The 25,421-nt window shown below is 34.1% G+C and carries 21 protein-coding genes and 1 tRNA gene; 17 read left to right on the forward strand and 5 right to left on the reverse strand.

Annotated features, from left to right (window positions below; translation table 11 throughout):
• Positions 1–59: 59 nt before the first annotated feature.
• The 4 genes from V5J73_RS08515 (at position 60) to V5J73_RS08530 (ending at position 4,051) form a co-directional block, all read left to right on the forward strand.
• Positions 60–1,277 carry an MDR family MFS transporter gene (locus V5J73_RS08515; protein WP_338644990.1) on the forward strand — a complete coding sequence of 406 codons (1,218 nt, stop codon included), beginning with the start codon at positions 60–62 and terminating at the stop codon, positions 1,275–1,277.
• A gap of 372 nt (positions 1,278–1,649) precedes the next feature.
• Positions 1,650–2,015 (forward strand): BlaI/MecI/CopY family transcriptional regulator, encoded by a 366-nt coding sequence (locus V5J73_RS08520; RefSeq protein ID WP_338644992.1) that lies wholly within the window; start codon positions 1,650–1,652, stop codon positions 2,013–2,015.
• A 40-nt stretch (positions 2,016–2,055) separates the two neighbouring features.
• Entirely contained in the window at positions 2,056–3,846 is a 1,791-nt protein-coding gene (locus V5J73_RS08525) for a M56 family metallopeptidase (protein ID WP_338644993.1), read from the forward strand.
• A gap of 64 nt (positions 3,847–3,910) precedes the next feature.
• A complete protein-coding gene (locus V5J73_RS08530; RefSeq protein ID WP_091256335.1) occupies positions 3,911–4,051 on the forward strand; it encodes an SsrA-binding protein in 141 nt (46 codons plus the stop codon).
• Here the strand turns inward: V5J73_RS08530 and V5J73_RS08535 are convergent.
• A complete protein-coding gene (locus V5J73_RS08535) occupies positions 4,048–4,560 on the reverse strand; it encodes an adenine phosphoribosyltransferase (protein WP_338644995.1) in 513 nt (170 codons plus the stop codon). The two genes, V5J73_RS08530 and V5J73_RS08535, sit on opposite strands and share 4 nt — an antisense overlap.
• 93 nt (positions 4,561–4,653) lie before the next feature.
• Here V5J73_RS08535 and V5J73_RS08540 point away from each other — a divergent pair.
• A tRNA-Arg gene (locus V5J73_RS08540) sits at positions 4,654–4,727 on the forward strand.
• A gap of 203 nt (positions 4,728–4,930) precedes the next feature.
• Here the strand turns inward: V5J73_RS08540 and V5J73_RS08545 are convergent.
• Complete coding sequence (locus V5J73_RS08545; RefSeq protein ID WP_338644996.1) at positions 4,931–6,223, reverse strand: type II toxin-antitoxin system HipA family toxin; 1,293 nt, start codon at positions 6,221–6,223, stop codon at positions 4,931–4,933.
• The gene (locus tag V5J73_RS08550; protein ID WP_338644997.1) at positions 6,223–6,567 is read right to left on the reverse strand and encodes a helix-turn-helix domain-containing protein; all 345 of its coding nucleotides are present in this window, start codon (positions 6,565–6,567) and stop codon (positions 6,223–6,225) included. Before V5J73_RS08550 ends, V5J73_RS08545 begins: the two co-directional genes overlap by 1 nt.
• A 719-nt stretch (positions 6,568–7,286) precedes the next feature.
• On the opposite strand from V5J73_RS08550, the gene V5J73_RS08555 reads away from it, so the two are divergent.
• Positions 7,287–8,138: a DMT family transporter gene (locus V5J73_RS08555; protein WP_338644999.1), complete on the forward strand. Its 852-nt coding sequence runs from the start codon at positions 7,287–7,289 to the stop codon at positions 8,136–8,138.
• Between the two features lie 125 nt (positions 8,139–8,263).
• Here V5J73_RS08555 and V5J73_RS08560 read toward each other — a convergent pair whose 3' ends face one another.
• Entirely contained in the window at positions 8,264–10,195 is a 1,932-nt protein-coding gene (locus tag V5J73_RS08560) for an amino acid permease (protein WP_338645001.1), read from the reverse strand.
• Positions 10,196–10,469: 274 nt separating this feature from the next.
• Positions 10,470–13,385: an FAD-binding and (Fe-S)-binding domain-containing protein gene (locus V5J73_RS08565; protein ID WP_338645003.1), complete on the reverse strand. Its 2,916-nt coding sequence runs from the start codon at positions 13,383–13,385 to the stop codon at positions 10,470–10,472.
• A gap of 246 nt (positions 13,386–13,631) precedes the next feature.
• Here V5J73_RS08565 and V5J73_RS08570 point away from each other — a divergent pair, with 246 nt between their 5' ends.
• From V5J73_RS08570 to V5J73_RS08620, 11 genes are all read left to right on the forward strand, one after another.
• A complete protein-coding gene (locus V5J73_RS08570; RefSeq protein ID WP_338645005.1) occupies positions 13,632–15,164 on the forward strand; it encodes a glycoside hydrolase family 10 protein in 1,533 nt (510 codons plus the stop codon).
• Positions 15,165–15,190: 26 nt separating this feature from the next.
• A complete protein-coding gene (locus V5J73_RS08575) occupies positions 15,191–16,459 on the forward strand; it encodes an MFS transporter (RefSeq protein WP_338645007.1) in 1,269 nt (422 codons plus the stop codon).
• A gap of 125 nt (positions 16,460–16,584) precedes the next feature.
• Positions 16,585–18,195, forward strand: a complete 1,611-nt coding sequence (locus V5J73_RS08580; protein ID WP_338645009.1) for a glycoside hydrolase family 3 protein — start codon at positions 16,585–16,587, stop codon at positions 18,193–18,195.
• Positions 18,196–18,336: 141 nt separating this feature from the next.
• Entirely contained in the window at positions 18,337–18,975 is a 639-nt protein-coding gene (locus V5J73_RS08585) for a peroxiredoxin (RefSeq protein WP_338645011.1), read from the forward strand.
• 89 nt (positions 18,976–19,064) lie between these two features.
• Positions 19,065–19,373 (forward strand): thioredoxin family protein, encoded by a 309-nt coding sequence (locus V5J73_RS08590; protein ID WP_338645012.1) that lies wholly within the window; start codon positions 19,065–19,067, stop codon positions 19,371–19,373.
• Between the two features lie 111 nt (positions 19,374–19,484).
• A complete protein-coding gene (locus V5J73_RS08595) occupies positions 19,485–19,742 on the forward strand; it encodes a DUF6952 family protein (RefSeq protein WP_091172168.1) in 258 nt (85 codons plus the stop codon).
• A 189-nt stretch (positions 19,743–19,931) separates the two neighbouring features.
• Complete coding sequence (tpx, locus tag V5J73_RS08600; protein ID WP_338645014.1) at positions 19,932–20,429, forward strand: thiol peroxidase; 498 nt, start codon at positions 19,932–19,934, stop codon at positions 20,427–20,429.
• Positions 20,430–20,439: 10 nt separating this feature from the next.
• Positions 20,440–20,814, forward strand: coding sequence for a diacylglycerol kinase family protein (locus V5J73_RS08605; RefSeq protein ID WP_338645016.1), 375 nt, complete (start codon positions 20,440–20,442; stop codon positions 20,812–20,814).
• A gap of 18 nt (positions 20,815–20,832) precedes the next feature.
• Entirely contained in the window at positions 20,833–23,280 is a 2,448-nt protein-coding gene (locus V5J73_RS08610) for a DNA translocase FtsK (RefSeq protein ID WP_338645018.1), read from the forward strand.
• A gap of 4 nt (positions 23,281–23,284) precedes the next feature.
• Positions 23,285–23,974 (forward strand): LolA family protein, encoded by a 690-nt coding sequence (locus V5J73_RS08615; RefSeq protein ID WP_338645020.1) that lies wholly within the window; start codon positions 23,285–23,287, stop codon positions 23,972–23,974.
• Positions 23,975–23,982: 8 nt separating this feature from the next.
• Positions 23,983–25,419 carry an LptF/LptG family permease gene (locus V5J73_RS08620; protein WP_338645022.1) on the forward strand — a complete coding sequence of 479 codons (1,437 nt, stop codon included), beginning with the start codon at positions 23,983–23,985 and terminating at the stop codon, positions 25,417–25,419.
• Positions 25,420–25,421: the final 2 nt, after the last annotated feature.

Raw genomic sequence — 25,421 nt, forward strand, 5'->3', positions numbered from 1 at the left:
GAATAGCTGGAAAAAGCTCCCAAAAAACATTGTAAATTTGTTGCTTAGAAATGAACCTTATGCTCAAAACTGCTTTTCAACGCTACATCAATAATTTCAAAGGATTTACCAGAGAAGTGTGGATTCTTACTTTGATTACTTTTATTAACCGCGCCGGTACGATGGTTTTACCGTTTTTATCCAAGTATTTAAAAGAAGATTTAAGTTTTTCCTATGCACAAGTCGGCTGGATTATGGTTGCATTTGGTTTTGGATCCATGCTAGGCTCATGGCTTGGCGGTAAATTATCAGACAAAATAGGTTTCTATAAAATCATGGTTTTTAGTTTATTCACTAGCGGAATACTACTATTTGCAGTGCAATACATTCGTACTTTCTGGGGATTATGCATTGGAATGTTCGTTATAATGACCGTTGCTGACATGTTTCGTCCCGCGATGTTTGTGTCCTTAGCAACTTATGCTAAACCTGAAAATCGCACTAGAGCATTGACTCTAGTTCGACTGGCAGTAAATTTAGGTTTCACTGCTGGACCTGCTTTAGGCGGTTTAATCATCATGAATTTAGGCTACAGCGGATTATTTTGGATCGATGGAAGTTCTTGCATAGCATCCATTTTAATTTTCACCTTATTGGTTAAAGAACGTAAAAAACCAGCGGATTTAGACTCCGCCAATAGCGAAACCGAGGTTCCTGCCTCAGTTTTCAAAGACAAGATATTCTGGATTTTTCTCTTTATCTGTTTTATAACGGCCATGCTTTTCTTTCAACTTTTCACTACTTTGCCTTTGTATCACAATGAAAAATTTGGTTTATCAGAGTTTCAAAGTGGACTTTTACTATCCCTAAATGGACTGTTGATTTTCTTTCTAGAAATGCCAATTGTTAGTTTCAGCCAACGAAAAAACATTGAAAAACTCAAAATTATACTTTGGGGTTCCTTGCTCATGTCGCTAAGTTTCTATGTTTTACTACTAAACATGTGGGCAGGAATACTAATAATCAGTATTCTTTTTATCACTTTTGGCGAAATGTTCATCTTCCCGTTCTCTAATTCTTTTGCTTTAAGTCGCGCACCAAAAGGCCACGAAGGTCGTTATATGGCTTTGTTTACTATGAGTTTTAGCTTGGCACACATTGCAAGTTCTAAAACCGGGCTGGAAATCATTGCTGCATTTGGCTATCAGGCAAATTGGTTTGTGATGGGAACACTTGGATTGCTTTCGGTTGCGGGTTGTATTTGGCTGCAAAAACTCGTTCAAAAAGAAAAAAACTAATTCCATTATCATTTTTTGGGCGTGACCCTATTAAAAAAGGGACTCACAACATAAAGGATAGTTGCCCCTTTTTGTAATTGCGTCGGGCTATAAGCGCTACTTTGGTAGCTTGCTTCTATCCCTCACGCATAACCCTTTTACAAATTACACTCGCCCTTATAGAGTATTTTCATCATCCAACAATTTTTTTTCTTTAGCGTATTTACACAAATTCATATGCATTTTTTATAGTTACTATACGTTTCAAAAACGTGATTTCTGAATCCAATTAAGTTCCACTTCCTGTTAAAAACTAAAAAATTAGTTAAATAACTATAAAAATAGTTTGTAAACTAAAAATATAGTTGTACGTTTGATTTAAATAAAAAAATCATGCAAAAACTGACCAACAAAGAAGAGGAAATCATGCACATTTTATGGAAGCTAAAAAAAGCATTTGTAAAAGAAGTCTTAGCTGAAATAACCGAGGATCAACCACATTACAATACACTTTCTACTATTGTGCGTAATCTGGAAGAAAAAGGATTTGTGTCGCACAATGCTTTTGGGAATACACACCAATACTATCCAATCGTGAGTTTAGAAGACTATAGAAAACGCTTTATGCATACGGCAATCGATAATTATTTCAATAGTTCGTATAAAAATATGGTCTCCCATTTTGCCAAAGAAGAGAAAATTTCTGCAGCTGAATTACGAGAGATTTTAGCCATGATTGAAAGTCAAGAAGCAAAATAGTTGTATGTTTATAAGTACCATTTTCTAAAAAAAATTATTTATGGAATCAGTAGCAATCTACCTAATCAAATCCTGTGGTTTACTGCTTTTGTTTTTTATAGCGTATCATTTTTTGCTGCGCAAAGAAACTTTTTTTACTGCAAATCGTTGGTTCCTTTTAGCAGGATTACTTACTGCTACTGTTTTGCCGTTAGTAGTTTTCACCCAAATAATTTGGGTAGAACCTACGCCTGTAAATTATGACTGGTCTTCCTTACCCATAAGAACCGTGACTGAGGAAAATCATACTGAAGAGTATATTTATTTAGGATTGGCTTTGACTTATTCTTTAATCACACTAGGTTTATTGATCAAATTCGGGTTTGATTTTTATAGCCTGCGAAAGATTTTTAAAGGAAAAACAATAGAACGTCAAGCTGATTTTAAATTTATAAACATCAGTGAAAATATTGCTCCTTTCTCCTATTTTAATACAATCGTTTACAACTCGTCATTATACAGCAGTTCCGAATTACAGAATATTTTGGAGCACGAAAAGGTGCATAGCGAACAAAATCATACCGTAGATGTGTTGATTGCTAGAGTTTTTTGTGTCATTTTTTGGTTCAACCCATTCATTTGGCTTTACAAAAAAGCAATTCTACAAAACTTGGAATTCATTGCTGACAGCGAAGCCACAAAAAAAATATCAGATAAAAAAGCGTATCAACTCACGCTTTTAAAAATAACAACACACAAAAATTGTGTTGCCATTACCAATCATTTTTACCAATCATTAATCAAAAAACGAATCGTTATGTTAAACAAAAATCAATCTAGCAAAAAAAATTCATGGAAATATGCTACCATACTTCCCGCCTTAGTGGCTTTCGTACTTTTATTCCAAATTGAAGTAATTGCTCAGGAAAAAGTGAAAGAAGAAACCAAATCGGTTCAAGCCAACAGTCCAGTTTCGATCACGAATACGACTAGAACTGAAAAAGATAGTATCAAGAAAATGAAAACAATCCTCACAAATACTATCAAAAATAAAGATATTGATGAAAACACTGAAATTTATATTGATGGAAAAAAAGTAACCCAAAAGGAATTAGACAGCACAAATCCTAATGATATAGCCACAATGGATGTTATTAAAAACAATAATGAATCCATGATAAAAATTGTTACGAAAGGTAAAACTACAGGAAGTACCAGTATTTTTAATTCTGATTTAGAAAAAATGGATATAGGATCAGATAATGTTGATCCTAATAGTTTAAATATTCATCAAAAAGCTAAAAGTACCTATACAGTTACAAAGGTAACCAAAGAGGTAAATGGTGTACCAAGCGATGCTGACTATTATATTGATGGAAAAAAAGTTAGCCCTTTGGAGGCTGAAAGTATGAATCCAAATCAAATAACCTCTGTTGATGTACAAAAAGACGGTGTGTCAAATAAAAATTCGATTCGTATCATAACCAAAAGCTATATCAATAGTAAAGGAAACCAGCAACAACCACCAACGCCACCTACTCCGCCAACACCTCCTACCTTTAACTTTAAAACACCCAAAGCACTTAATTTTCCCAAAGCGCCTATAGCGCCAAAAGGTTCTCCGATAAATGGTGATAAAAAAGCATGGGCAACGTTTGACAAAAAAATGGAAGAATTTAATGCAAAAATGGAAGCAATGGCACCTCAAATTGCCGATTTTGAGAAGAAAATGGCTGAATTTGACAAACAAATGGAACCCTTTAATGCCAAAATGGAAATCTTTGAAAAGAAAATGAAAGTCTACGAGAAGCAAATGGAAGAATATGAAGCAAAACAAAAAGAAAATAAATAATTCCTAAAAAAGACGGTCTCAATCAAGACCGTCTTTTTTTATATCTTTGTACAAAACAATTCGTATGTACAAAATCCTAGCACAAATTAACAAAATCATATTACCTAGTTTTACTAAACAACGCTTAGATTTGGCTAAAGCCAAAAAATGGCAAATGGCAATAATTGGTTTTAGGTATTACGTAACGACACGTGCGCTGGATTAATACATAATTGCGGCAAAAATTTCATTCCCTTTGATTTTTGCTCTTCCATTTAGGAAAGCTAATTCCATCAAGAAATTGCATTGCACGATTACGCCACCCAATCGTTCCACTAATTCACAAACTGCTTTTGCCGTTCCTCCGGTTGCTAAAACATCATCATGAATCAAAATTCGATCTCCTTTTTGAATCGCATCGATATGAATTTCTAAAATATCGGTCCCGTATTCTAAATCATAGGTCGCTGAAATAGTTTTATAGGGCAGTTTTTTGGCTTTCCGAACAGGAATAAAACCAACATTTAATTCCTGCGCGATTAGCATCCCGAAGAAAAACCCGCGACTCTCCACACCTATTACCTTGTCTATTTTTTTATCTTTAAGTGTTGAAACCAGTATTTCAAGGCATTTATTTCTTGCTTCTGGATTAATTAATAAAGGAGTGATGTCTTTGAACAAAATTCCTTCTTTAGGAAACCCCTGAATATCACGGATATACTTTTCTAATGACATCTTTTTTTATTTTTTTACGATTTTACAGTTGCAAATTACACATTTATCCCTATATTTGCACCCGCAATGAAGTTATTATAACGGTTTGCAAATGGCCTTGTGGCGCAACTGAATAGCGCACTTGATTACGGCTCAAGAGGTTACTGGTTTGAATCCAGTCAAGGTCACAAATTAAATCCCTAAAAATACTGAAAATCAGTTTTTTAGGGATTTTTTATTTAATATTTAGTCCGTTTTTAATTCAAAGTAATTCTGTCTTAATACTACTCCTATTCCTAATTCTTCTTTCTTTGAACCATTAACATCAAAGCCGAAAATTATGTTTTAGCACTAAACTTTCGTGTTTAAATTACTTTAGCCCCAACTATTTTTATAAAATTAAATGAGCGTTGCCTATTTTTTCTTTCAATTTAGCATCCACTTTAGCTAATGCTGCATATTCCTGCCAGTTTGTAACGGAATCACTAATTTTTTGAATTATCGCTTCAGCTTTTTTAATATTCATGCTCTTTGCAACGATTAAAAGATCCGCTTTAGTAATGTCTTTTCTTTTTCCGTTGATGCTTAGGTTGTGTTGACTTACCCAATCACTTCCTGGGCGATAAGCAAAACAAATATCATAAGCTGGTGCTAATTCCCAATTCCCTTCTTTTTTTAGTCTGAAAGCAAAGTTTTTGGTATGATCATCACAATTTCTAGCGATTACATTAAACACCATTCTTCTATACATTTGCTCTGCCTCAGGATAGGGTAATCGTAACAAACGCATGGTTTGAAAAATTTGTTCGTAGCTAAAACTGGTAATTTGGCTAAAATCATAATGCTGCATGGCACACAACGTTTGTATGTGGTGTTTTTGTTCGCCACCCTCACGGTCAAAGCGCTTCGTCATGAAATGTGCTCTGCCCTTTTCCTCCAGTAATCTACACTCCATCATATCAATTTCACAAGCTTTTGCCATTAGGTAATATGCCATTTCAATTCTGCCAAAGCCTGTGCTTTCGCCAAATTGCACATCGCTAACCGTATCTAACTTTAGTAACCAATGCTCAAAACCTTTTGGAGCACTAGTCTGTCCAGATTTGACCTGACCTGTTTTTTCGTTATAGGCAATAATAGCTTTTGGTCGAGCACCACCAGCCGAAGTTCCTATTTTAAGAATATCCAACATGGCTTGTTGTTCATCTTCACTCAGGTTGGTTTCAAAACGATCCCTCTTGGATAGCATTTTTTGAGAAATGTGAATCAAATTATCAACTTCAATATCAAATGCTCTTTTGGTGATTTTAAGTTGTGAAGGTTCAAATTCTAAAGCGCCCATTCCACGTGTTCCTATAAAACACAAGAGTTCAACAGGGTTCATACTATTTTCTGGACGACCATTTTGTGCTAGCCAGGTATTGATTAATTGATTTCCATAATCATCTGGTAATACATCCGCTAATAATCCGGGCAATCCTTTAAATGTTTTTACGTCTCGTAATTCTGGAAACGAAAAAATACGTTTCATGCTATTGACTATCGGCATTTTTAGAGGTGCCAAATCGGTTTTGGTATTTATAAATTTTGGATCATACTCAAAACTTGCCAAACCTGTTTCCGCATTCCACGCAACAGCTCCTACCGTTTCTCCCCATATTTTTACAAAAGCAGTTGTAATCATTACCAGTCGGATTTATTGGTGTTATCGCTATCACTATTTCTCGCACGCTGCCTAATTTGTTTGTCTTGTTTAGCCAATTCTAGTGGACTCACTTCGTGTTGTATAGTAAACCCTTCTAAGAGCTGTAAAATATTTAAAGCTCTCATAATTTGAATAAGTGACAGCATTGTGATGGCCTCACCATTTTCAATTTGGCTTAATGTCGAACGATTGATACCAGCTGCTTCTGCCAATTGCGCTTGAGTTTTATTACTCTTTAATCGCTCTTGTTTTATGAATGCGCCAATCTTACTCACGATAGCAGTATCACTCATTGCAACCCATTCTATGTTGGTATTTCCCATTATTATCTCTTTAAAATAGTATTACTGTTGGTATTTACCAACAAATATAAGTAAAATTTAATAATTAATTAATAGCTAGTGCTTTTTTGTTGGTAAATACCATCTTTATTTATTAAAAATAGTATTAATGATGGTATTTACCATCAATTATAAAAAATTATACATTAAGCTCATGTCTATTATTGTAACTAAACAAATTGTTAAATTCTTCAACAGTTACCAATTTCAAAGCGGAATACCTTATTTTTCTCTTGTGCCAAAATTCTATGCATGCAAAGGTTCCAGTTCATTTGTTTTTTAGAAAAGAGTTTGTTTCCACAAATCATTGACCGCTATTAGGTAAAATGTAGACTACTTTTTTTTAACATGTACAGCTCTAAATCTGTACTACTACTCCTAACGATCTGATTAATTCTGATAGGTTTGCTCTCTCATAATTCAGTCATATGTATTTCTCGTAGAAAGCTTTATTAAAATCTTACAAGCTTATTTCGGTAGGCAAAATTAAAATTTATTTCTTAATTCTATTAGTCAGCTAAATTAGCATATCCACTTTTCATTTTTACTACACTATCCAAACTGCAGCATTCTTGGAAGCCATTCATTCATTGAAACCATTTAAATAAAAACAACAACATAAAAAACGATACCTTTTTCAAGTAATGAATAGGCAATGCAAACATATAAATACTAATTTTACTGCATAAAAATAAACATCTATGTTATTCCTAATCTTAAGTATTATTTGCAGTGTAACCGTGGGTGCACTATTTAAAGTTGCACGTAAATATACCATCAACCATACCCAAATAGTTGCTTGGAATTATGTATTTGCAATACTACTTTGCTATTTCACCTTCACACCAGATATCAGTAAAATAGATGCAAGCGCGCCTTGGTGGCTATATATCACAATTGGGATTTTATTACCATCTATATTTCTTTTTTTGGCTGCATCCATCAAGCACATGGGAATTGTAAAAACTGACGCCGCCCAACGGCTCTCCTTGTTTATCCCTATCCTAGCAGCTTGGCTACTTTTTAACGAACAATTCAGTATGTTGAAAATAGTAGCTCTCATATTGGCAGTACCAGCGTTGTTGCTTATTCTAACTAAAAATACCGAAAACACCAAAAACAAATGGGGATATCCAGCTGTAGTATTGATTGGGTTTGGAGTTATAGACATTCTCTTTAAAAAAATGGCCAATTATACTAGTTTGCCTTATACTACTTCTTTATTTGTACTATTTGGAATCGCCATGACGATCATGATTGCAGTTGTTGCTTTTGCAGTTGTTCTGAAAAAAGTCGTCTTGAAAACGAGTAATATCATTTTTGGAGCTTTAGTGGGTATTTTCAACTTTGGGAATATTCTGTTCTATCTCAAAGCACATCAGGAGTTTTCGAAAAGTCCTTCTACTGTATTTGCAGGCATGAATATGGGTGTAATCATCATTGGCAGTCTGGTGGGCGTTCTAATTTTTAAAGAAAAACTAAGCAAAATGAATTTTATAGGGTTGTTTTTAGCTTTAATAGCAATCGTTTTAATTGTGCTCTCACAGCAGTAAAACCAATACATTTCTAAGTCTAATAAATTAATTTTGAACGTAACACCACTTAAATACTTAACTAAAAAGCACAAAAAAAACCGTCTCGTTTAACGAGACGGTTTCTATTATAAATGAGGTTATTTTTAAATTTCTATACTATTCAGCTTACTGTTTTTTCGGCTAAAGCTAAAATAGATTACTAAACCTATCAATAACCAAACTCCAAAATAAATCCAGTTCCAAACACTCAATTCTGCCATCATGTATAAACAACAAATCAAGCCTAATAATGGAATTAAAGATAAATTTTCTTTGTAAGACCAAACTGCTAAACCAATCAGCGTTATTAAGAAAATCCACATTGGAATTTTATGCTTGAACAATCCAAAACCACTTTCGTATTTTATAGCATCTGCAATTGGCAAGCCAGCAATTACTGCAGCGTATTTTGCATCATCTTGTTGGTATTGACTTAACAAATTTTCTAAATCCGGTGTATCAGTTGTACTGTTTTTAGCATCAATCGATACTAAATAATCGTATACTTTTTGAGTTTCTTCTTTGTTTAACGATGTGATTATATCAGCCGAATTATTGATTTGAGTTTCATTGGTAATGAAATCCATAGTCGCTTTCTTGTTGTATCCAAAAGCAAAAACTAGTCCGATAATAAGCAAAACCGGCATAATAAATTTTGAATTCACATACGGAGTTTTGAACTTTCCTCTTGGAATATCAGTCTTATTTTGTAAAGCCAAAACTCCAGCACAAACCAATACAAAAGCAAATAAAGTTCCAATACTACACAAGTCAGTCACTAATGTTAAGTTCAAAAATAAAGCGGGTACTGCTACCACAAAACCTGTTACAATAGTAGCGTATGAAGGCGTTTTATATTTTGGATGCACTTTAGAGAAACGTTTTGGCAACAAACCATCACGACTCATACTCATCCAAATACGCGGTTGTCCCATTTGGAAAACTAATAAAACACTTGCCATAGCCACTACGGCACTAACTGCAATAATTCCCGACATCCATTTCAAGTCTAATTTTTCAAATACAAATGCTAATGGATCACCTACATTCAATTGGTCATAACTAACCATTCCTGTTAACACTAACGCTATTGCAATGTATAAAATAGTACATATAATAATAGCCCACATCATTCCTCTTGGCAAATCACGTTGTGGATCTTTACATTCTTCCGCTGTAGTTGAAATAGCATCAAAACCGATATAAGCAAAAAATACCGCTGAAACTCCTTTCAAAACCCCCGTTACTCCATTAGGTGCAAAAGGATCCCAGTTAGCAGTATCTACATAAAATACACCAACAGCAATTACTAAAAGAACGATGCATAATTTGACAACCACCATGATATTACTCGCATTTCGAGACTCCTTCATCCCGCGGTAAATTAATGCGGTGATTAAAACAATAATTAATAATGCCGGAAGATCGGCCACGAAATGAAACGAACCAATAACAGGTGAAGTTGTCCAAGCCGTATAAGCATCTTGCAAAGCTGGACTTAAGTTAGCATATTCTTTTCCGCCTTGCATTAGTGCTGTGGCGTCATCAAAACCTCTGGAAGCGGACAAGAAATCCATCTGAACCCATTGTGGCAAATGAAGCCCTCCACTTTCTAGTAAACCCGTAAAATAATCACTCCACGATATAGCAACCGTTATATTACCTACTGAGTATTCCATAATCAAAGCCCAACCAATAATCCAAGCAATAATTTCACCAAATGCTACGTACGAATAGGTATAAGCACTTCCAGATACGGGAACCATAGAGGCAAATTCAGCATAAGCAAAGGCCGCAAAACTACATGCTACGGCAGTAAACAAGAAAAGAAAGATAACTGCAGGACCTCCATCAGCACTTGCTTTTCCGATAGTACTAAAAATACCGGCTCCAACAATGGCAGCGATTCCAAAAGCAGTCAAATCACGCGCAGTCAAATGTTTACCTAAAGCATTATGCCCATCGGTATTATTTTTCTCAACTTGTTTTAAAATATCCTGTACTGTCTTTTTTCTGAATAAACCGTTTAACGCCATATTGTAAATTTTATCATTAAAAATTAATATACTGTAAATTATATGTTTTTATGTTATATTTTATTCAAATAATCTTCAAAAATCAAAAGTATAAAACAAATTGAACTAATGCCGATTCTATGCTTATATTTTTTTATTATTTTTCAATACGCGTAAAATGATTTATTTCTCGATTAAAAAAGTCAAATAAAACAATTTTAACCTTAAAAAAGAAAATTTATTTATACTAAAAAATAATTTTCTGCTTCTGTCAAAATGCATTCTAGTTTGCTAATTATTTCAAACAACTCCTTAAAATCGTCACAGGATGCAATGCTTTTCTACTCGTTCCATCAAAAATTTGATGACGGCAACTGGTTCCCGCTGCGGCAATGGCTGTAGAAGCTTCAGTAGCTCTAATTTTAGGGAATAAGGTATCTTCACCCATTTGCATACTAATTTCGTAATGTTCTTTTTCATATCCAAAAGACCCCGCCATACCACAACAACCCGAATTATAAATGGTAACCGAGCTGTTTTTTGGGATATTTAACATAGCAAAAGTCGCTTCAACAGTACTCAATGATTTTTGGTGGCAATGACCGTGGATTTTTATTTTTTTCGATTCATCAGAAAACTGATCTGCATGAATTTTACCTTTTGAAATTTCATTCTTGAAAAACTCTTCTATCGTAAATACATTTTTAGCTAATTTTTCGGCACCATCTTTATCATCAGCCAATCGAATATATTCGTCTCTAAAGGTTAATATCGCCGAAGGTTCAATTCCTATCAACGGACAATCGGCAGTAATGTAATTCGACAAAATGCCTACGTTTATATTGGCAATTGCTTTTGCTTCTTCGAGAAAACCTTTAGAAATAAACGCTCTTCCGCTTTCTTCATGATCCACCAGAATCACTTCATATCCTAATGTTGTCAATAACTCGTACGCATCGATTCCAACCGAAACATCATAGAAATTAGTGAATTCATCGCAAAACAAACATACTTTTCCGTTTACAAAAGAATCACTTGGCGCCTGATTCCAATTTTTCTCATACCATTTCCTAAAAGTTTGTGAAGCCAAAAGCGGCACTTCTCTTTTTGGGGCAATTCCCATGCTTTTTTTCACCAAAGGCAAATTCACCATAAAATTAGTGAACCTTGGAGTGATACTTCCCAGTCCATTCAGTTTGGCATTAAAAGCAAACACTTTATTACGCCATGAAAATCCATTTGCTTTTTGGTATTGGTACAAAAACTCCGATTTTAAAGCCGCCACATCCACATTACTCGGACATTCGCTGGCACAGGCTTTACAACTCACACACAATTCAAATACCTTATACAATTCTTCGTGATTGAACTTATTGTCTTTCTCCGAATGTGTCAAATATTCTCTCAACGCATTGGCTCTGGCACGCGTCGTATCTTTTTCATTTCGAGTGGCGCGGTAACTTGGACACAAAGTCCCGCCTGCCGAAGGTAATTTTCTGCAATCCCCGGAACCATTGCATTTTTCCGCAGCACGCAAAATACCCATACTATCAGAGAAATCCTGAATTGTTTGTATATCAGGTTCCACTCTGCCTGCTTCTACTCTAAGATTTTCATCCATTTTGAAAGCGTTCACAATTTTTCCCACATTCAAAATGGTATTCGGGTCAAAAGCATGTTTGATTCTTTTCAACAATTCATAATTTTGGTCTCCAATCATAAAAGGCAAAAACTCACCACGAACAATTCCATCTCCGTGTTCTCCACTCAATGATCCTCTGTATTTTTTGACTAAAATAGCGACTTCAGTTGCAATGTTTCTAAATTGATGCAGCCCTTCTTTTGTTTTCAAATTTAAAACCGGACGCAAATGCAATTCTCCAGCACCGGCATGTGCATAATAAATAGCACTTTGTCCATGACGCTCCATCATGGCGGAGAATTCGGCAATATAATTGGGTAAATCACTCAACTCAACAGCGGTATCCTCAATAGAATCAGCGGCTTTATCATCACCTACAATACTTCCCAAAAGTCCGAGACCTGCTTTTCTTAACTCATTTATTTTATCAATATCTGCTCCATAAATTTTTGGCAAAGCATACCCAAAATTATTTCGTTCCAAATCGGCAATCAAATCATTCGCTTGTCTTTCAGCATCTTCCATACTAATATGCGAAGCTACTTCGAGCATGATAACCGCTTTTGGTTCGCCTTGAATAAAAAATCTGTTTTTGGCTTGCTCTCTGTTGGTTTTGGTACAATCCAATATCGTGTCATCCATCATTTCACACGTATACAAATGATGTTTCATAGCAGTAACCACAGCTTCTAAACTTTCCTGAATCGTATGAAAATGAGCCACTACCATAACATTATTTGTTGGTGGCAAATCGTCCACTTTCAATGTAACTTCTGTAGTAAACGCTAAAGTTCCTTCGCTTCCGCAAAGGAGTTTCCCTAAATTTATGGTGTTTTCTGTTCCTCCAAAAAGTTCTGATTTCAATAATAAATCAATTGCGTAACCAGTATTTCGTCTATGGATTTCAGGTTTTGGAAATTCCTTTACAATCTCTTTTTGGTTTTCTGTATTTGAAAGTTCCTCGTAAATGGTTTTATAAATGGAGTTTTCTAGCGTGTTCCCTTTTGTTTTTTCAATGAATTCAGCCGAAGTCATTTCTTTAAATACTACCGAAGTTCCATCACTCAAAACCGCTTTAATTTCTACTATTTTATCTCGGGTAACACCATAGCGTATTGATGTGGTTCCCGATGAATTATTGCCTACCATTCCTCCAAGCATACATCGATTTGAGGTTGAAGTATTGGGTCCAAAAAACAATCTGTGTTCTTTTAAGTACAAATTCAGTTCATCCCGAATCACTCCTGGCTGTACGGTAACCGTTTTTTTTGCAGAATCAAAAGCGACAATCTTGGTAAAATGTTTCGAAACATCTACAATTATTCCATTACCTACTGTTTGACCTGCCAAGGAAGTTCCGGCAGTTCTGGGCGTAATTGAAATTTTATTTTTTGCTGCAAAGCGAATAATTTTGACAATATCTTCCTCTGATTTTGGAATCGCTACCGCAACTGGCATAATCCGATACGCAGAAGCATCTGTGGCATACAATGTTTTATGGAGATCATCATATAAAAGTGTTCCTTCTAATGATTCGGATAATTGCTGTAATTGAGGCGTGATTGACATTTAGTGGAGTAAATTGCTATTATTTTCACAAATATAAATATATACCTTATTATAAGTTAAAAAATCAAATAAGAAAAATTCAAAATATTCAAATCCTTTTATGGTTTGTCAGAAAGTGCATTCAAACGGATTTAGAAAAATTGGCAAAGAAATTGCGCTGTTAAAATAAGTCAAATTTTAAAACCATTTTAACTGGTAAATTTCACTAAAAAAACTATTTTTGAATACTTTATAAACAAGACTCTAATGAAAAATTACAACCACACCCTTTTGCTTATTTCGTTCCTTTTACTTTCTTTTTGGAATGGTAACGCACAAGCAATGGCAACAAATCCAAAAAATGAATTTAGAGCCGTTTGGATTGCTACCGTGGTAAATATTGACTGGCCCAAAACCAGTACGGATAATGTAGCCAAACAAAAAGCAGATTATATTGAGATTTTAGACACGTATAAAAAACTAAATTATAATGCCGTAATCGTTCAGATTCGAAGTGTCGGCGATGCTTTTTATCCAACAAAATTAGCGCCTTGGTCCCGTTTTTTGACTGGAAAAGAAGGACAAGCTCCAAAACCCTATTTTGACACATTGGCTTGGATGATTGCTGAAACTCATGCTCGTGGATTTGAATTTCACGCCTGGTTAAATCCATATCGCGCTACAATGGATTACAATACCGCACTATTAAGTCCGGAACACGATTATTTCAAACATCCGGACTGGATGATAAAATACGGTGGAAAATATTATTACAATCCCGCATTACCGGAAGTTCAAAAACATTTATTGACCGTTGTGGAAGAAGTAGTTCAAAATTATGACATTGATGCCATACATTTTGACGACTATTTTTATCCGTACAGAATAAAAGGAGAAGTATTTAACGATACCGATTCTTTCAAAAAATATGGAAACGGAATGAGTATAGAAGATTGGAGACGTTCGAATGTGAATACTTTTGTGAAAGATGTTTCAGTTTCTATTAAAAACATCAAACCATGGGTACAATTTGGTATCAGCCCCTTTGGAGTTTGGAGAAATAAATCAGTAGATCCAAAAGGTTCAGAAACAGAGGCCGGACAAACAAATTACGATGATTTATTCGCTGATCCGTTGGCTTGGATGGAAAACAAATGGATTGATTACCTTGTTCCGCAATTGTATTGGAGCATGGATCACCCTAAAGCTTCGTATTCAAAATTATTGCGTTGGTGGTCTGAAAACTCAACGAATACCGCAATTTATATTGGAAACGGAACCTATAAAATCAACACCGATTCTGATAAAAGATGGAATAATCCTAATGAAATTCCGAATCAAATTGACATTACTAGATCGTACAAAAACGTTCAGGGAAATGCGTTTTTTAGTGCCAAATCATTTCTGAACAAAAATCAAAGTGTGACTAAATTACTAACAGAAAACCAATACAAATACCCTGCTCTGCCTACAGTAGTTCCTGGTTCTGTAAAAAAAATGGCTATAGTACCTACCGCAAATAATATAGTGCTAGATCCTATTTCGTCACGATTTAATGTTACGTATCCTTTGTACAGTAAAGTGCGTTATGTGATGGTTTATGGAGCCAAATCCAATTCAAAAATTGATGTGAACGATCCAAGTCAAATTCTTGATAAAATAGCCTTCAAAGAAAATATTGATACTGTTGAAGTAGTCATTCCAACGTATAAATTAGACAAAAATACAACCTGCGCCATTACATTCATTGATTTTTATGGTAATGAAAGTGACCCAACTTTAGTGAACTTTACGCTATAAAAATTAACCGAATATAAACGCTACAAATGAAAACAGACAATAGACCTTGGTATTGGATTCCCGTTTTAAACTTTGCTTCCGGATTGCCTTATGCCATAATTATTTCGGTATCGGTGATTATGTATAAAAACCTCGGAATCAATAATGAGGATATTGGGATTTATACCAGTTTACTGTATTTACCTTGGGTAATTAAACCGTTATGGAGTCCGTTTATTGATTTGTATTCAACCAAAAGAAAATGGTTTTTGAGTATGCAATTGATGATTTCTGTTGCTTTTTTGATTGTAGGTTTAACGATTCCTTTGAGCAATTTTTTCGTTATTAGTTTAGCTGTTTTTTGGGTTGCCGCATTTGCATCAGCCTCCAATGATGTTGCCAGTGATGGATTCTATTTATTGGCTTTAGAAAAAGATCAGCAATCCTTTTTCCTTGGAATCAGAAGTACATTTTACAGACTTTCCATGCTTACCGGAAACGGATTAATAGTGGTTATTGCCGGTTATTTGGAACAAGAATATGGCGATAAACAAAAAGCTTGGTCGTATACGATGGTAGTTGTAGGATTAATTATGACGGTAATTACCATTTATAATTATTTTTCGACTCCAAAAATGGAAGCAAAAATCGTAGAAACAAAAACAGAATCAACTTCCAATAAGAGCTTCGGAGTCGTTTTTGCCACTTTCTTTCAAAAGAAACAAATTGGTTTGGTTTTGGCTTTTATTCTATTATTTCGATTAGGAGAATCGCAACTGTTAAAAATGTTAACTCCTTTTTTAATAGACCCCATAACTGCTGGCGGAATGGGCTTAACCACACAAGATGTAGGTGTGATTTACGGAACATTCGGCGTACTTTCACTTACCATTGGTGGTATTTTAGGTGGTATTGTAATTTCTAGAGATGGTTTAGGAAAATGGATGCTACCTATGATTTTAGCGATGCACGTACCCATAATAGGATTCATTTTACTGTCACATTTTCATCCTAGTTCCGTTTTCTATATTTATGCAACTGTAATCGCGGAACAATTTGGTTATGGATTTGGTTTTGCGGCTTTCATGATGTACTTAATTTATGTGGCCGATGGCGAATCAAAAACCTCCCACTACTCTATTGCAACAGGTTTTATGGCACTAGGAATGATGCTGCCCGGAATGTTGAGCGGATACATACAAGAATACTTGGGATACGGAAATTTCTTTATTTGGGTATTTTTAGCAACCATCCCCGGTTTGATATTGTCGAGATTTTTACTATTTCCAAAAGATTTTGGGAAGAAAACAACCTAAAAACGTTAATAAGGAATAAAGCAAAATTTAACCGCCGATTCGCAAATTATTTTAAAAAAATTATAATCTGCGCATCTGTGATAAAAATTATTCCAAGCTTTATTTGATACTAGTAAACTAATAAAATGACATTAGAACAAAAAATAGGACAATTTTTCTTTCCAGCAGTTTTCATAAATGATACCGAAGAAAATATTCAGGCTATAGAACGATTGATTAGAGATTACAATATAGGTGGATTGACTTTTTTTCATAGTCGGGCAAGTGCAGCAACAAACTATGAAACAAAAAAAAGAATTATTTTAAACGACGATAGTTTTCAACGTTTAAAGGAACTCATCATCAGGTATCAAAATTGTGCTACGACTCCGTTATTAATGAGTATTGATGCCGAATGGGGATTAGCCATGCGCGTCGAAAAAACACCTCAATATCCATATGCCATAACACTTGGCGCTTTGCCTCACAGTGAGAAACAGCTGGTTTACGAAGTGGGGAAACAAATAGGTTTAGACTTAAAATCCGTTGGAATCCATTATAATTTAGCCCCGTTGGCGGACCTGAATAACAATCCTAATAATCCTGTAATTGGTTATCGCTCTTTTGGTGAAAACAAAGAAAAAGTGAGTGATTTTGCTCTGGAATATCTCAGAGGAATGAATGATGTTGGGATTTTGGGCTGTCTAAAACATTTTCCCGGACACGGTAATACCAACGTAGATTCGCATTTAGGATTACCCGTTTTACAAGAAACTCTCGAAGAATTATTATCCAACGAATTGTATCCATTTATAAAAGGAATCGCTAATAACGTTGATTCAATTATGATTGGTCATTTGGCCGTTCCCGCTTTAAATGAAGGAAAAGACACTTCGGCTACTTTATCAAAATCAGTAATCGAAACCCTTTTGCGCGAGCAGTTGGGATATGATGGATTAGTTATATCCGATGCTTTGAATATGCACAGTGTTTCAAAATTGTATGATAAAAAAGGGCAACTCGAATGGGAAGCTTTCAATGCCGGAAATGATGTGTTATGCTTTGCCGAAAATGTTCCCGAAGGCATTCAAGAAATCCTAAAAAATGCTACTCCGGAGCGAATTGAAGCTAGTTTTCAACGCATTTGGAAATGCAAACAAAAAGCAGGAATTTTGGATGGAAAACTAAGTTTGCCAAACCTTTCTAAAAGTGATTTTGATTTTGAAACCACTTCAAAATTAAACCTGAAAATTGCTCAAAACTCCCTTACAAAAATAAAAGACAATCACAATACTTTGACTGTTTTTGATGCTAAAAACAGAGAAGATCTCGCCAAAGTCAGCATTTATAAAAATACCGACACTGTGTTTTTTAAAAGCTTGAAAAACGCTTTGCCTTCCCCAGAATTTAGTTATGAAACTGGAGGTGAATCCGTTTTGAAGGAATTAGAAACAAATTTAAATAGGTTTGACACGCTGGTTATTTCTTTATTTGTTCCAAAGGCAAAACCTTTAAATAATTTTGAAATTGAAGATACAGTACTTCAGTTTTTAGGTAATTTGTTTGCCACCAAAAAATGTGTTTTGTATGTTTTTGGGAATCCGTATGCACTACAAGTCATCCCAAATCTTGACCAAGCACAAGGAATTATGCAAGTTTATCAAGATTTTCCAGAATTTCAAGAAGCTGCCGCAAAGCAACTTATAGAAAATTTACAAAGCAAAGGAACTCTGCCTGTGACAATTAACATCATATAATTAATAGTTTAAATTTCTCAAAAATTACAGTATAGCAATTCCCTATTTTGAAATAAATTTTTATAATCATTTGGTATTTTATTTTATTTTTAGACTAACTACTTTTGCACCGTTAAAAAAAATAACTAAAAAGTAAATAAAATGTCATTAGTAGGTAAAAAATTTCCAAGTATTGCAGTAGACGCTATCTCTGAAATGGGTGATAATTTAAAAATCAACATTTTCGAAGAAGCTGTAAATAACAACAAAAAAGTACTTTTATTTTGGTATCCAAAAGATTTTACATTCGTATGTCCAACTGAATTACATGCTTTTCAAGCCGCTTTACCAGAATTCGAAAAAAGAAATACAATCGTTATAGGTGCTTCTTGTGATACTAACGAAGTACACTTTGCTTGGTTAAATACACCAAAAAATAACGGTGGAATTGAAGGAGTTACTTACCCAATTCTTGCTGATACTAACAGAAACTTATCTAATATTTTAGGAATTCTTGACATCGATTCAACTGAATATTCTGAAGAAACGGATTCTATTATCATTGAAGGTTCTAATGTAACTTTCAGAGCTACTTACCTAATTGATGAAACTGGGAAAATTTTCCACGAAAGTGTAAACGATATGCCATTAGGGCGTAACGTAAACGAGTATTTACGTATGGTTGATGCGTACACACACATTCAGGAAAAAGGAGAAGTTTGCCCTGCTAACTGGGAAGCTGGAAAAGAGGCAATGAGCGCTGACAGAATCAGTACTGCTGAATACTTAAGTTTAAACTAAATCAATAACAATTTCAGTGGCAAAAATCAATTGTAATACTGCCTATTAACTATTGATTTTTGCTTCTGATTTTTTGAAATTTAAAAAATATGTTAATCGAATTAACCGAAGACACGTTACAAGATTTAATTACAAAAGACGAAAAAGTAGTGGTTCAATTTTCGGCATCATGGTGCGGAAATTGTAGAATTATGAAGCCAAAATTCAAAAAATTAGCTACAGAAAACGAAACAATCACTTTTGTTCTTGTTGATGCAGAAAATTTCCCAGAATCCAGAAAATTAGCCAATGTGAGTAATTTACCAACTTTTGCCACTTTTGTAAATGGTAAACTGGTAAACGAAACACAAACTAACAAGCAAGAAGTGTTGATTGAATTAGTGAACGAAATTGTTTAATGATTTCTTAGTTTAAAGTTTAAAGTTGCCTGAAATTATACATATAGTTTAATGCAACAGCAGTTCAAAACCTTAAACTTTTTACACCTTAAACTTTAAACAAACAAAAAAATGAAATTACCCGTAATTAAGCATTTAACACAATTTATAGAAGAGAATGATGAAGATTACATCATCGAAACAATAGAAGTTCTAGAAGCAATGACTGAGATTTCATCCCTAAAAGATGAAGAATTAGATGTCATAGGAGAATTAATTTCGAATATGTACGGCGCTCTGGAAGTAAATAAGTTGGTAAAAACCGGAACGGATAAAAAAGAAGCTTTAAACACTTTTATGAAACGTGTTTTGGGTTCTATCGACAAATAAAAAGAATTTTTAATTCTGTTTTTCAAAAACGTACTCCGCAACGGGTGCGTTTTTTTATGCCGTAAAACAAAAACACATTGAAAACATACAGTTACAATCTTGAGTTTAAATACCAAACTTATCCCGACATTTGAGGACAAATTCTTAAATAATTTTCATACTTTTGAACCTCATTAAAAAACAAAAACTATGGCTACAATAACATTAGGAGGAAATCCAATCCAAACCTCAGGAGAATTACCAATAGTAGGAACTAAAATAGGTGATTTTAAATTAGTTAAAACAGATCTTTCACACGCTTCATTAGCAGACTTTGCTGGAAAAAAATTAGTGTTGAATATTTTCCCTAGTATCGATACTGGAACTTGTGCTGCATCAGTTAGAAAATTTAACGAAAGTGCAAGCGCTTTAGAAAATACTACAGTTCTATGTATTTCAAGAGATTTGCCATTTGCTCAAAAACGTTTTTGTGGTGCTGAAGGGCTTGATAATGTTGTTAACTTATCTGATTTCACAGAGGGAAGTTTTGGTAAAACAAATGGTTTAGAAATTACTGACGGACCATTGGCTGGATTGCATTCAAGAGTTATTATTGTTGTTGATGAAAACGGTACAATTACACATACAGAACAAGTTGCTGAAATTGCAGATGAGCCTAACTACGAAGCTGCATTAGCGGTACTTTAATATCCTCTTGATGGAATTTCAAAAAGATAATACTTTCTTTACGGGAAGATTAAAAAGCGTTTCTTACGCTTTTAAAGGTGCCGTAAAATTAATTACTACAGAACACAGCATAATGGTACAATTTTCAATAGGAATATTGATTACCATTGCTGGGTTTTATTTTGGTATTTCTAAAACTGAATGGCTATTTCAAACTCTAGCCATCGGTTTAGTAATGAGTATTGAAGGTTTAAATACTGCTATTGAGAAAATAGCCGATTTTATCCACCCTAATTACCATGAAAGAATAGGCTTTATCAAAGATATAGCTGCGGGCGCAGTATTTTTTGCCGCTTTGACAGCAATAGCAATCGGTTTAATCATATATATCCCAATATTATTTTAGATATTATTTTAATCAAGAATGGCAAAAATAAAAAAAACAACTCCTTTAGATACAAAAAAAGATACTAAAGATTTGGGAAATAATCCATTAAAACTAACCAAACAACATAAAATTGTTTTTGGATCTCTTTTGGTATTATTTTCTATTGCGCTATTGTTTGCATTTATTTCCTTTTTCATTTATGGGCAACAAGATCAAAGTGCTGTTGAAGAATTATCAAACAGAGCTGAAATAGTTCATAATTGGCTCGGTAAATTTGGCGCTTTTTTAGCTGACTTACTCATCTACAAAGGTTTTGGAATAGCTGCCTTTATATTTGTACGTTTATTTTTCCTTACTGGACTCTATATGATTCTTGGTATTGCTTTGGCCAAACTAAAAAATATTTGGTTTTGGGATTTATTCGTGATTATTGTCTTAGCTGTTTTATTTGGTTTTTTTGCTACTTCAGTACCTGAATTAGGAGGAACTATAGGATATGAAATGAATTTATTCTTGCAAGATTACATTGGAAAAACAGGAACATTGCTAATTTTGCTCTTTGGATTAATCATTTATATCATTTTCAAAATCAAGCTTTCTCCTGAAAGTATTCAATCCTTTTTTGATACTACCAAAAAAGAAATAGCAGTAAGTCCAATCACAAACCCAATAAATAATGACAAAAGTGGTTATAATTTAGAAGAATTTGCTGTTGTAGAAGACGAATTAGACGACATTCATTTAAAAACAAATGGTTCTCAATTCGAAATCAACAAGGAGGCCTTGAAACCAACTATCAGTAATTCATCGGATATCAACAGAGATCCCGTTGCAAAACCACTTGCTATGCAAGTTACACCAGTTGCAATTCCAGAAGTTATTTCGAATGCTGACGAATCTTTTGTAATAGAATCGGCTCCGGAAGAAGATATTATAGAGGAAAATCTAGCGTCTCGATTGGTTGCTGATTTTGGATTATTTGATCCAACTTTGGATTTGTCCAATTATAAATTCCCAACAATTGATTTATTAAAAGAATATTCAACTGGTGGAATTACGATAAATCAGGAAGAATTAGAAGAAAACAAAAACCGAATTGTAGATACGCTTCGCAATTACAAAATAGAAATTGCACAAATAAAAGCAACTGTTGGACCATCGGTTACGTTATATGAAATTGTGCCAGAAGCGGGAATTCGTATTTCTAAAATCAAAAGTTTAGAAGATGATATTGCGTTATCACTTTCGGCATTAGGAATTCGTATCATCGCCCCTATTCCTGGAAAAGGAACGATAGGAATCGAGGTTCCTAACAAAAACCCAACGATGGTTTCGATGAAAAGTGTTATTGGCTCAGCCAAATTTCAGGAAGCCGAAATGGAATTACCAATCGCTCTTGGAAAAACAATTTCGAACGAAACATTTGTCGTGGATTTAGCCAAAATGCCTCACTTATTGATGGCGGGAGCTACCGGACAAGGAAAATCTGTTGGTTTGAATGCTGTTCTGACTTCGCTTTTGTACAAAAAACATCCTGCTGAAGTTAAGTTTGTTTTGGTCGATCCTAAAAAAGTAGAACTCACACTTTTTAATAAAATAGAAAGACATTATTTAGCGAAACTTCCTGATATGGATGACGCTATTATTACGGACAATGCAAAAGTGGTGAATACTTTGAATTCGCTTTGTGTGGAAATGGACAACCGTTATTCTTTATTGAAAGATGCGATGGTGCGTAACATCAAAGAATACAACGATAAATTTAAAGCTCGAAAATTAAATCCTGAGAACGGACACCGGTTTTTACCTTACATTGTTCTTGTAGTGGATGAGTTTGCCGATTTGATTATGACTGCTGGTAAAGAAGTAGAAGTTCCCATTGCGCGTTTAGCACAATTGGCTCGAGCCATTGGAATTCACTTAATCATAGCGACTCAAAGACCATCGGTAAATGTAATTACAGGTTTAATAAAAGCCAATTTCCCAGCGAGAATTGCATTTAGAGTAACCTCAAAAATTGATTCTAGAACGATTCTAGATACTCAAGGTGCAGATCAACTGATAGGACGAGGTGATATGCTGTACACAAACGGAAATGATGTAGTGCGCGTACAATGTGCCTTTATCGATACTCCTGAAGTAGAAAAAATTACAGATTTTATTGGTTCCCAAAAAGCGTATGCAACTGCTTATTTACTTCCTGAGTTCGTTGGGGAGGAAAGTGGCATTAATCTTGATATGGATATCTCCGATAGAGATACTTTGTTTAGAGAAGCAGCCGAAATCATTGTGAATGCACAACAAGGCTCCGCTTCATTGCTACAAAGAAAACTAAAATTAGGCTACAACAGAGCAGGCCGATTGATTGATCAACTCGAAGCTGCAGGAATTGTTGGCCCTTTTGAAGGAAGTAAAGCACGTAGCGTAAACATTCTGGACATGAGTTCTCTTGATCAATTTTTCAACAATGAACAAAACAATTAATACCATGAAATCAAAAATTCAAGAATCTAAAAAAAATAATATCGAAAGTATGGGGAGAAAATTTCTTTTAATCGCAACATTATTATTTTTAAGTTTCTCCATACAAGCACAAGACAAAAAAGCAAAAGAACTTTTAGATCAAGTTACCGCTAAAGTCAAAAGCTACAATACAATCGTAATCGATTTCAAGTATTCCTTGAACAATGCCAAAGAAAATATTAATCAAGACAGTAAAGGAAATGTAACCATGAAAGGAAATCAATATGTTTTGAATTTCATGGGAGTGACTAAAATTTTTGATGGCAAAAAAACATACACAATCGTTCCGGAGGATGAGGAAATTACAATTTCTAAAGTCAACGAAAAAGACGATAATGCCATTACTCCTTCAAAAATGCTGACTTTTTTCAATACGGGTTATAAATACAATATGGATATTTTACAAAACGTAAGAGGCCGTAAAATACAATATATAAAATTAGTGCCTACCAATGCTAAAGACCAAAGAAAAGAAGTTTTATTGGGAATTGATATCCAAACAAAACACATCTATAACTTAATAGAAGTAGGCAAAAAAGGTACAAAAACAACTTTAACGGTTAATTCTTTCAAAACCAACCAACCTTTGTCAAAAAATCAATTTACATTTGCGGAAAGTAAATATCCAAATTACTACATCAACAAATTAGATTAATTTATTAGGTGAAAATTCTTGACAAATACTTATTAAAAACATTCTTGACTACATTTACTACGGTATTTGTAATCCTATTTTTCATTTTTATACTTCAAACAGTCTGGTTATTCATATCAGAATTGGCTGGTAAAGATTTAGATCTACTGATGATTGTTAAATTTTTAGCATTTTCTATGCCTCGAATTGTACCATTAGTATTGCCACTTTCAATACTATTGGCCTCTATTATGACTTTTGGTAATTTAGCAGAGAATTATGAATTTGCAGCAATGAAATCTTCTGGGATTTCGTTGCAAAGAGCCATGAGAAGTTTGACTATTTTTATTATTTTATTAAGTATTGTAGCCTTTTTCTTTTCGAACAATGTAATTCCGTATGCAGAGTACAAATTCATCAATTTTAGAAAAAACATTGCACAAGTAAAACCGGCATTGGCTATAGCCGAAGGTCAGTTTAATGATGTGGGTTTTTACAACATTAAGGTGAATAAAAAATCTGGTGAACAAGGAAATATCCTTACTGGAGTTACCATTCATAAAAAAACAAAGATTGGTGACGGGAGCAAAACCGTGATTAAAGCAAAGGATGGAGAGCTAATTAGTAGTGAGGAATCTAGTATTTTACAACTAGTGCTCAACGACGGCTATTACTATGAAGATATTGTTCCCAAAAAGTACGAAGATCGCAGTAAAATGCCTTTTGCCAAAAGTTCCTTTAAAAAGCAAATCATCAACATCGATTTATCTGAATTGAATAAAACGGATGTAACTGATGAAAGTGTTGCCAATACAAATACGATGCTAAATGTTAGTGAGTTAAAATACACCTTAGATTCATTAAACAAGAACATGAAAAATGACATTATTTCATTTTCTGAAAATAGTAATATGAGAATGGGTATTCCTTTAAATAAAAAGCTAGAAAAAGCCACAAAAAAAAGAAAGCCACTTCCTAAGGATATTCTGTCATTATACACGCTAAAGGAAAAATCAGATATTTTAAAAATTGCAATTAGCAATCTTACTAGTACTACCTACTCCATCGATACCACTAAGGCCGAATTAGATAACAAACAGAAAAACATCAATAAACATTTATTGGCATTTTACGATAAATTTGTAATTGTATTTGCTTGTTTTTTAATGTTTTTTATTGGTGCACCATTAGGAGCGATAATTAGAAAAGGTGGCTTGGGTCTTCCAATTGTTTTCGCCGTTTTGATATTTATTACATTTCACTTTATTAATACTTTTGGAAAAAGAATTGCACAAGAAAACGGAATGACACCTTTTATGGGATCTTGGCTGTCTTCATTTATACTGACTCCATTAGCCATTTTATTAACATATAGAGCTACAAACGACATTGGATTGATAAACATGGACGTCATTTTAGCACCATTCCAAAAAGTAATTAAAAAATTATTTCCATCACAAAACTAACA

It is taken from the genome of Flavobacterium sp. KS-LB2, assembly GCF_036895565.1.
Classification (GTDB): domain Bacteria; phylum Bacteroidota; class Bacteroidia; order Flavobacteriales; family Flavobacteriaceae; genus Flavobacterium.

Coding starts and splice junctions, on each gene's coding strand:
- V5J73_RS08515 (WP_338644990.1), top strand. CDS start 60: ATGCTCAAAACTGCTTTTCAACGCTACATCAATAATTTCAAAGGATTT.
- V5J73_RS08520 (WP_338644992.1), top strand. CDS start 1,650: ATGCAAAAACTGACCAACAAAGAAGAGGAAATCATGCACATTTTATGG.
- V5J73_RS08525 (WP_338644993.1), top strand. CDS start 2,056: ATGGAATCAGTAGCAATCTACCTAATCAAATCCTGTGGTTTACTGCTT.
- V5J73_RS08530 (WP_091256335.1), top strand. CDS start 3,911: ATGTACAAAATCCTAGCACAAATTAACAAAATCATATTACCTAGTTTT.
- V5J73_RS08535 (WP_338644995.1), bottom strand. CDS start 4,560: ATGTCATTAGAAAAGTATATCCGTGATATTCAGGGGTTTCCTAAAGAA.
- V5J73_RS08545 (WP_338644996.1), bottom strand. CDS start 6,223: ATGATTACAACTGCTTTTGTAAAAATATGGGGAGAAACGGTAGGAGCT.
- V5J73_RS08550 (WP_338644997.1), bottom strand. CDS start 6,567: ATGGGAAATACCAACATAGAATGGGTTGCAATGAGTGATACTGCTATC.
- V5J73_RS08555 (WP_338644999.1), top strand. CDS start 7,287: ATGTTATTCCTAATCTTAAGTATTATTTGCAGTGTAACCGTGGGTGCA.
- V5J73_RS08560 (WP_338645001.1), bottom strand. CDS start 10,195: ATGGCGTTAAACGGTTTATTCAGAAAAAAGACAGTACAGGATATTTTA.
- V5J73_RS08565 (WP_338645003.1), bottom strand. CDS start 13,385: ATGTCAATCACGCCTCAATTACAGCAATTATCCGAATCATTAGAAGGA.
- V5J73_RS08570 (WP_338645005.1), top strand. CDS start 13,632: ATGAAAAATTACAACCACACCCTTTTGCTTATTTCGTTCCTTTTACTT.
- V5J73_RS08575 (WP_338645007.1), top strand. CDS start 15,191: ATGAAAACAGACAATAGACCTTGGTATTGGATTCCCGTTTTAAACTTT.
- V5J73_RS08580 (WP_338645009.1), top strand. CDS start 16,585: ATGACATTAGAACAAAAAATAGGACAATTTTTCTTTCCAGCAGTTTTC.
- V5J73_RS08585 (WP_338645011.1), top strand. CDS start 18,337: ATGTCATTAGTAGGTAAAAAATTTCCAAGTATTGCAGTAGACGCTATC.
- V5J73_RS08590 (WP_338645012.1), top strand. CDS start 19,065: ATGTTAATCGAATTAACCGAAGACACGTTACAAGATTTAATTACAAAA.
- V5J73_RS08595 (WP_091172168.1), top strand. CDS start 19,485: ATGAAATTACCCGTAATTAAGCATTTAACACAATTTATAGAAGAGAAT.
- tpx (WP_338645014.1), top strand. CDS start 19,932: ATGGCTACAATAACATTAGGAGGAAATCCAATCCAAACCTCAGGAGAA.
- V5J73_RS08605 (WP_338645016.1), top strand. CDS start 20,440: ATGGAATTTCAAAAAGATAATACTTTCTTTACGGGAAGATTAAAAAGC.
- V5J73_RS08610 (WP_338645018.1), top strand. CDS start 20,833: ATGGCAAAAATAAAAAAAACAACTCCTTTAGATACAAAAAAAGATACT.
- V5J73_RS08615 (WP_338645020.1), top strand. CDS start 23,285: ATGAAATCAAAAATTCAAGAATCTAAAAAAAATAATATCGAAAGTATG.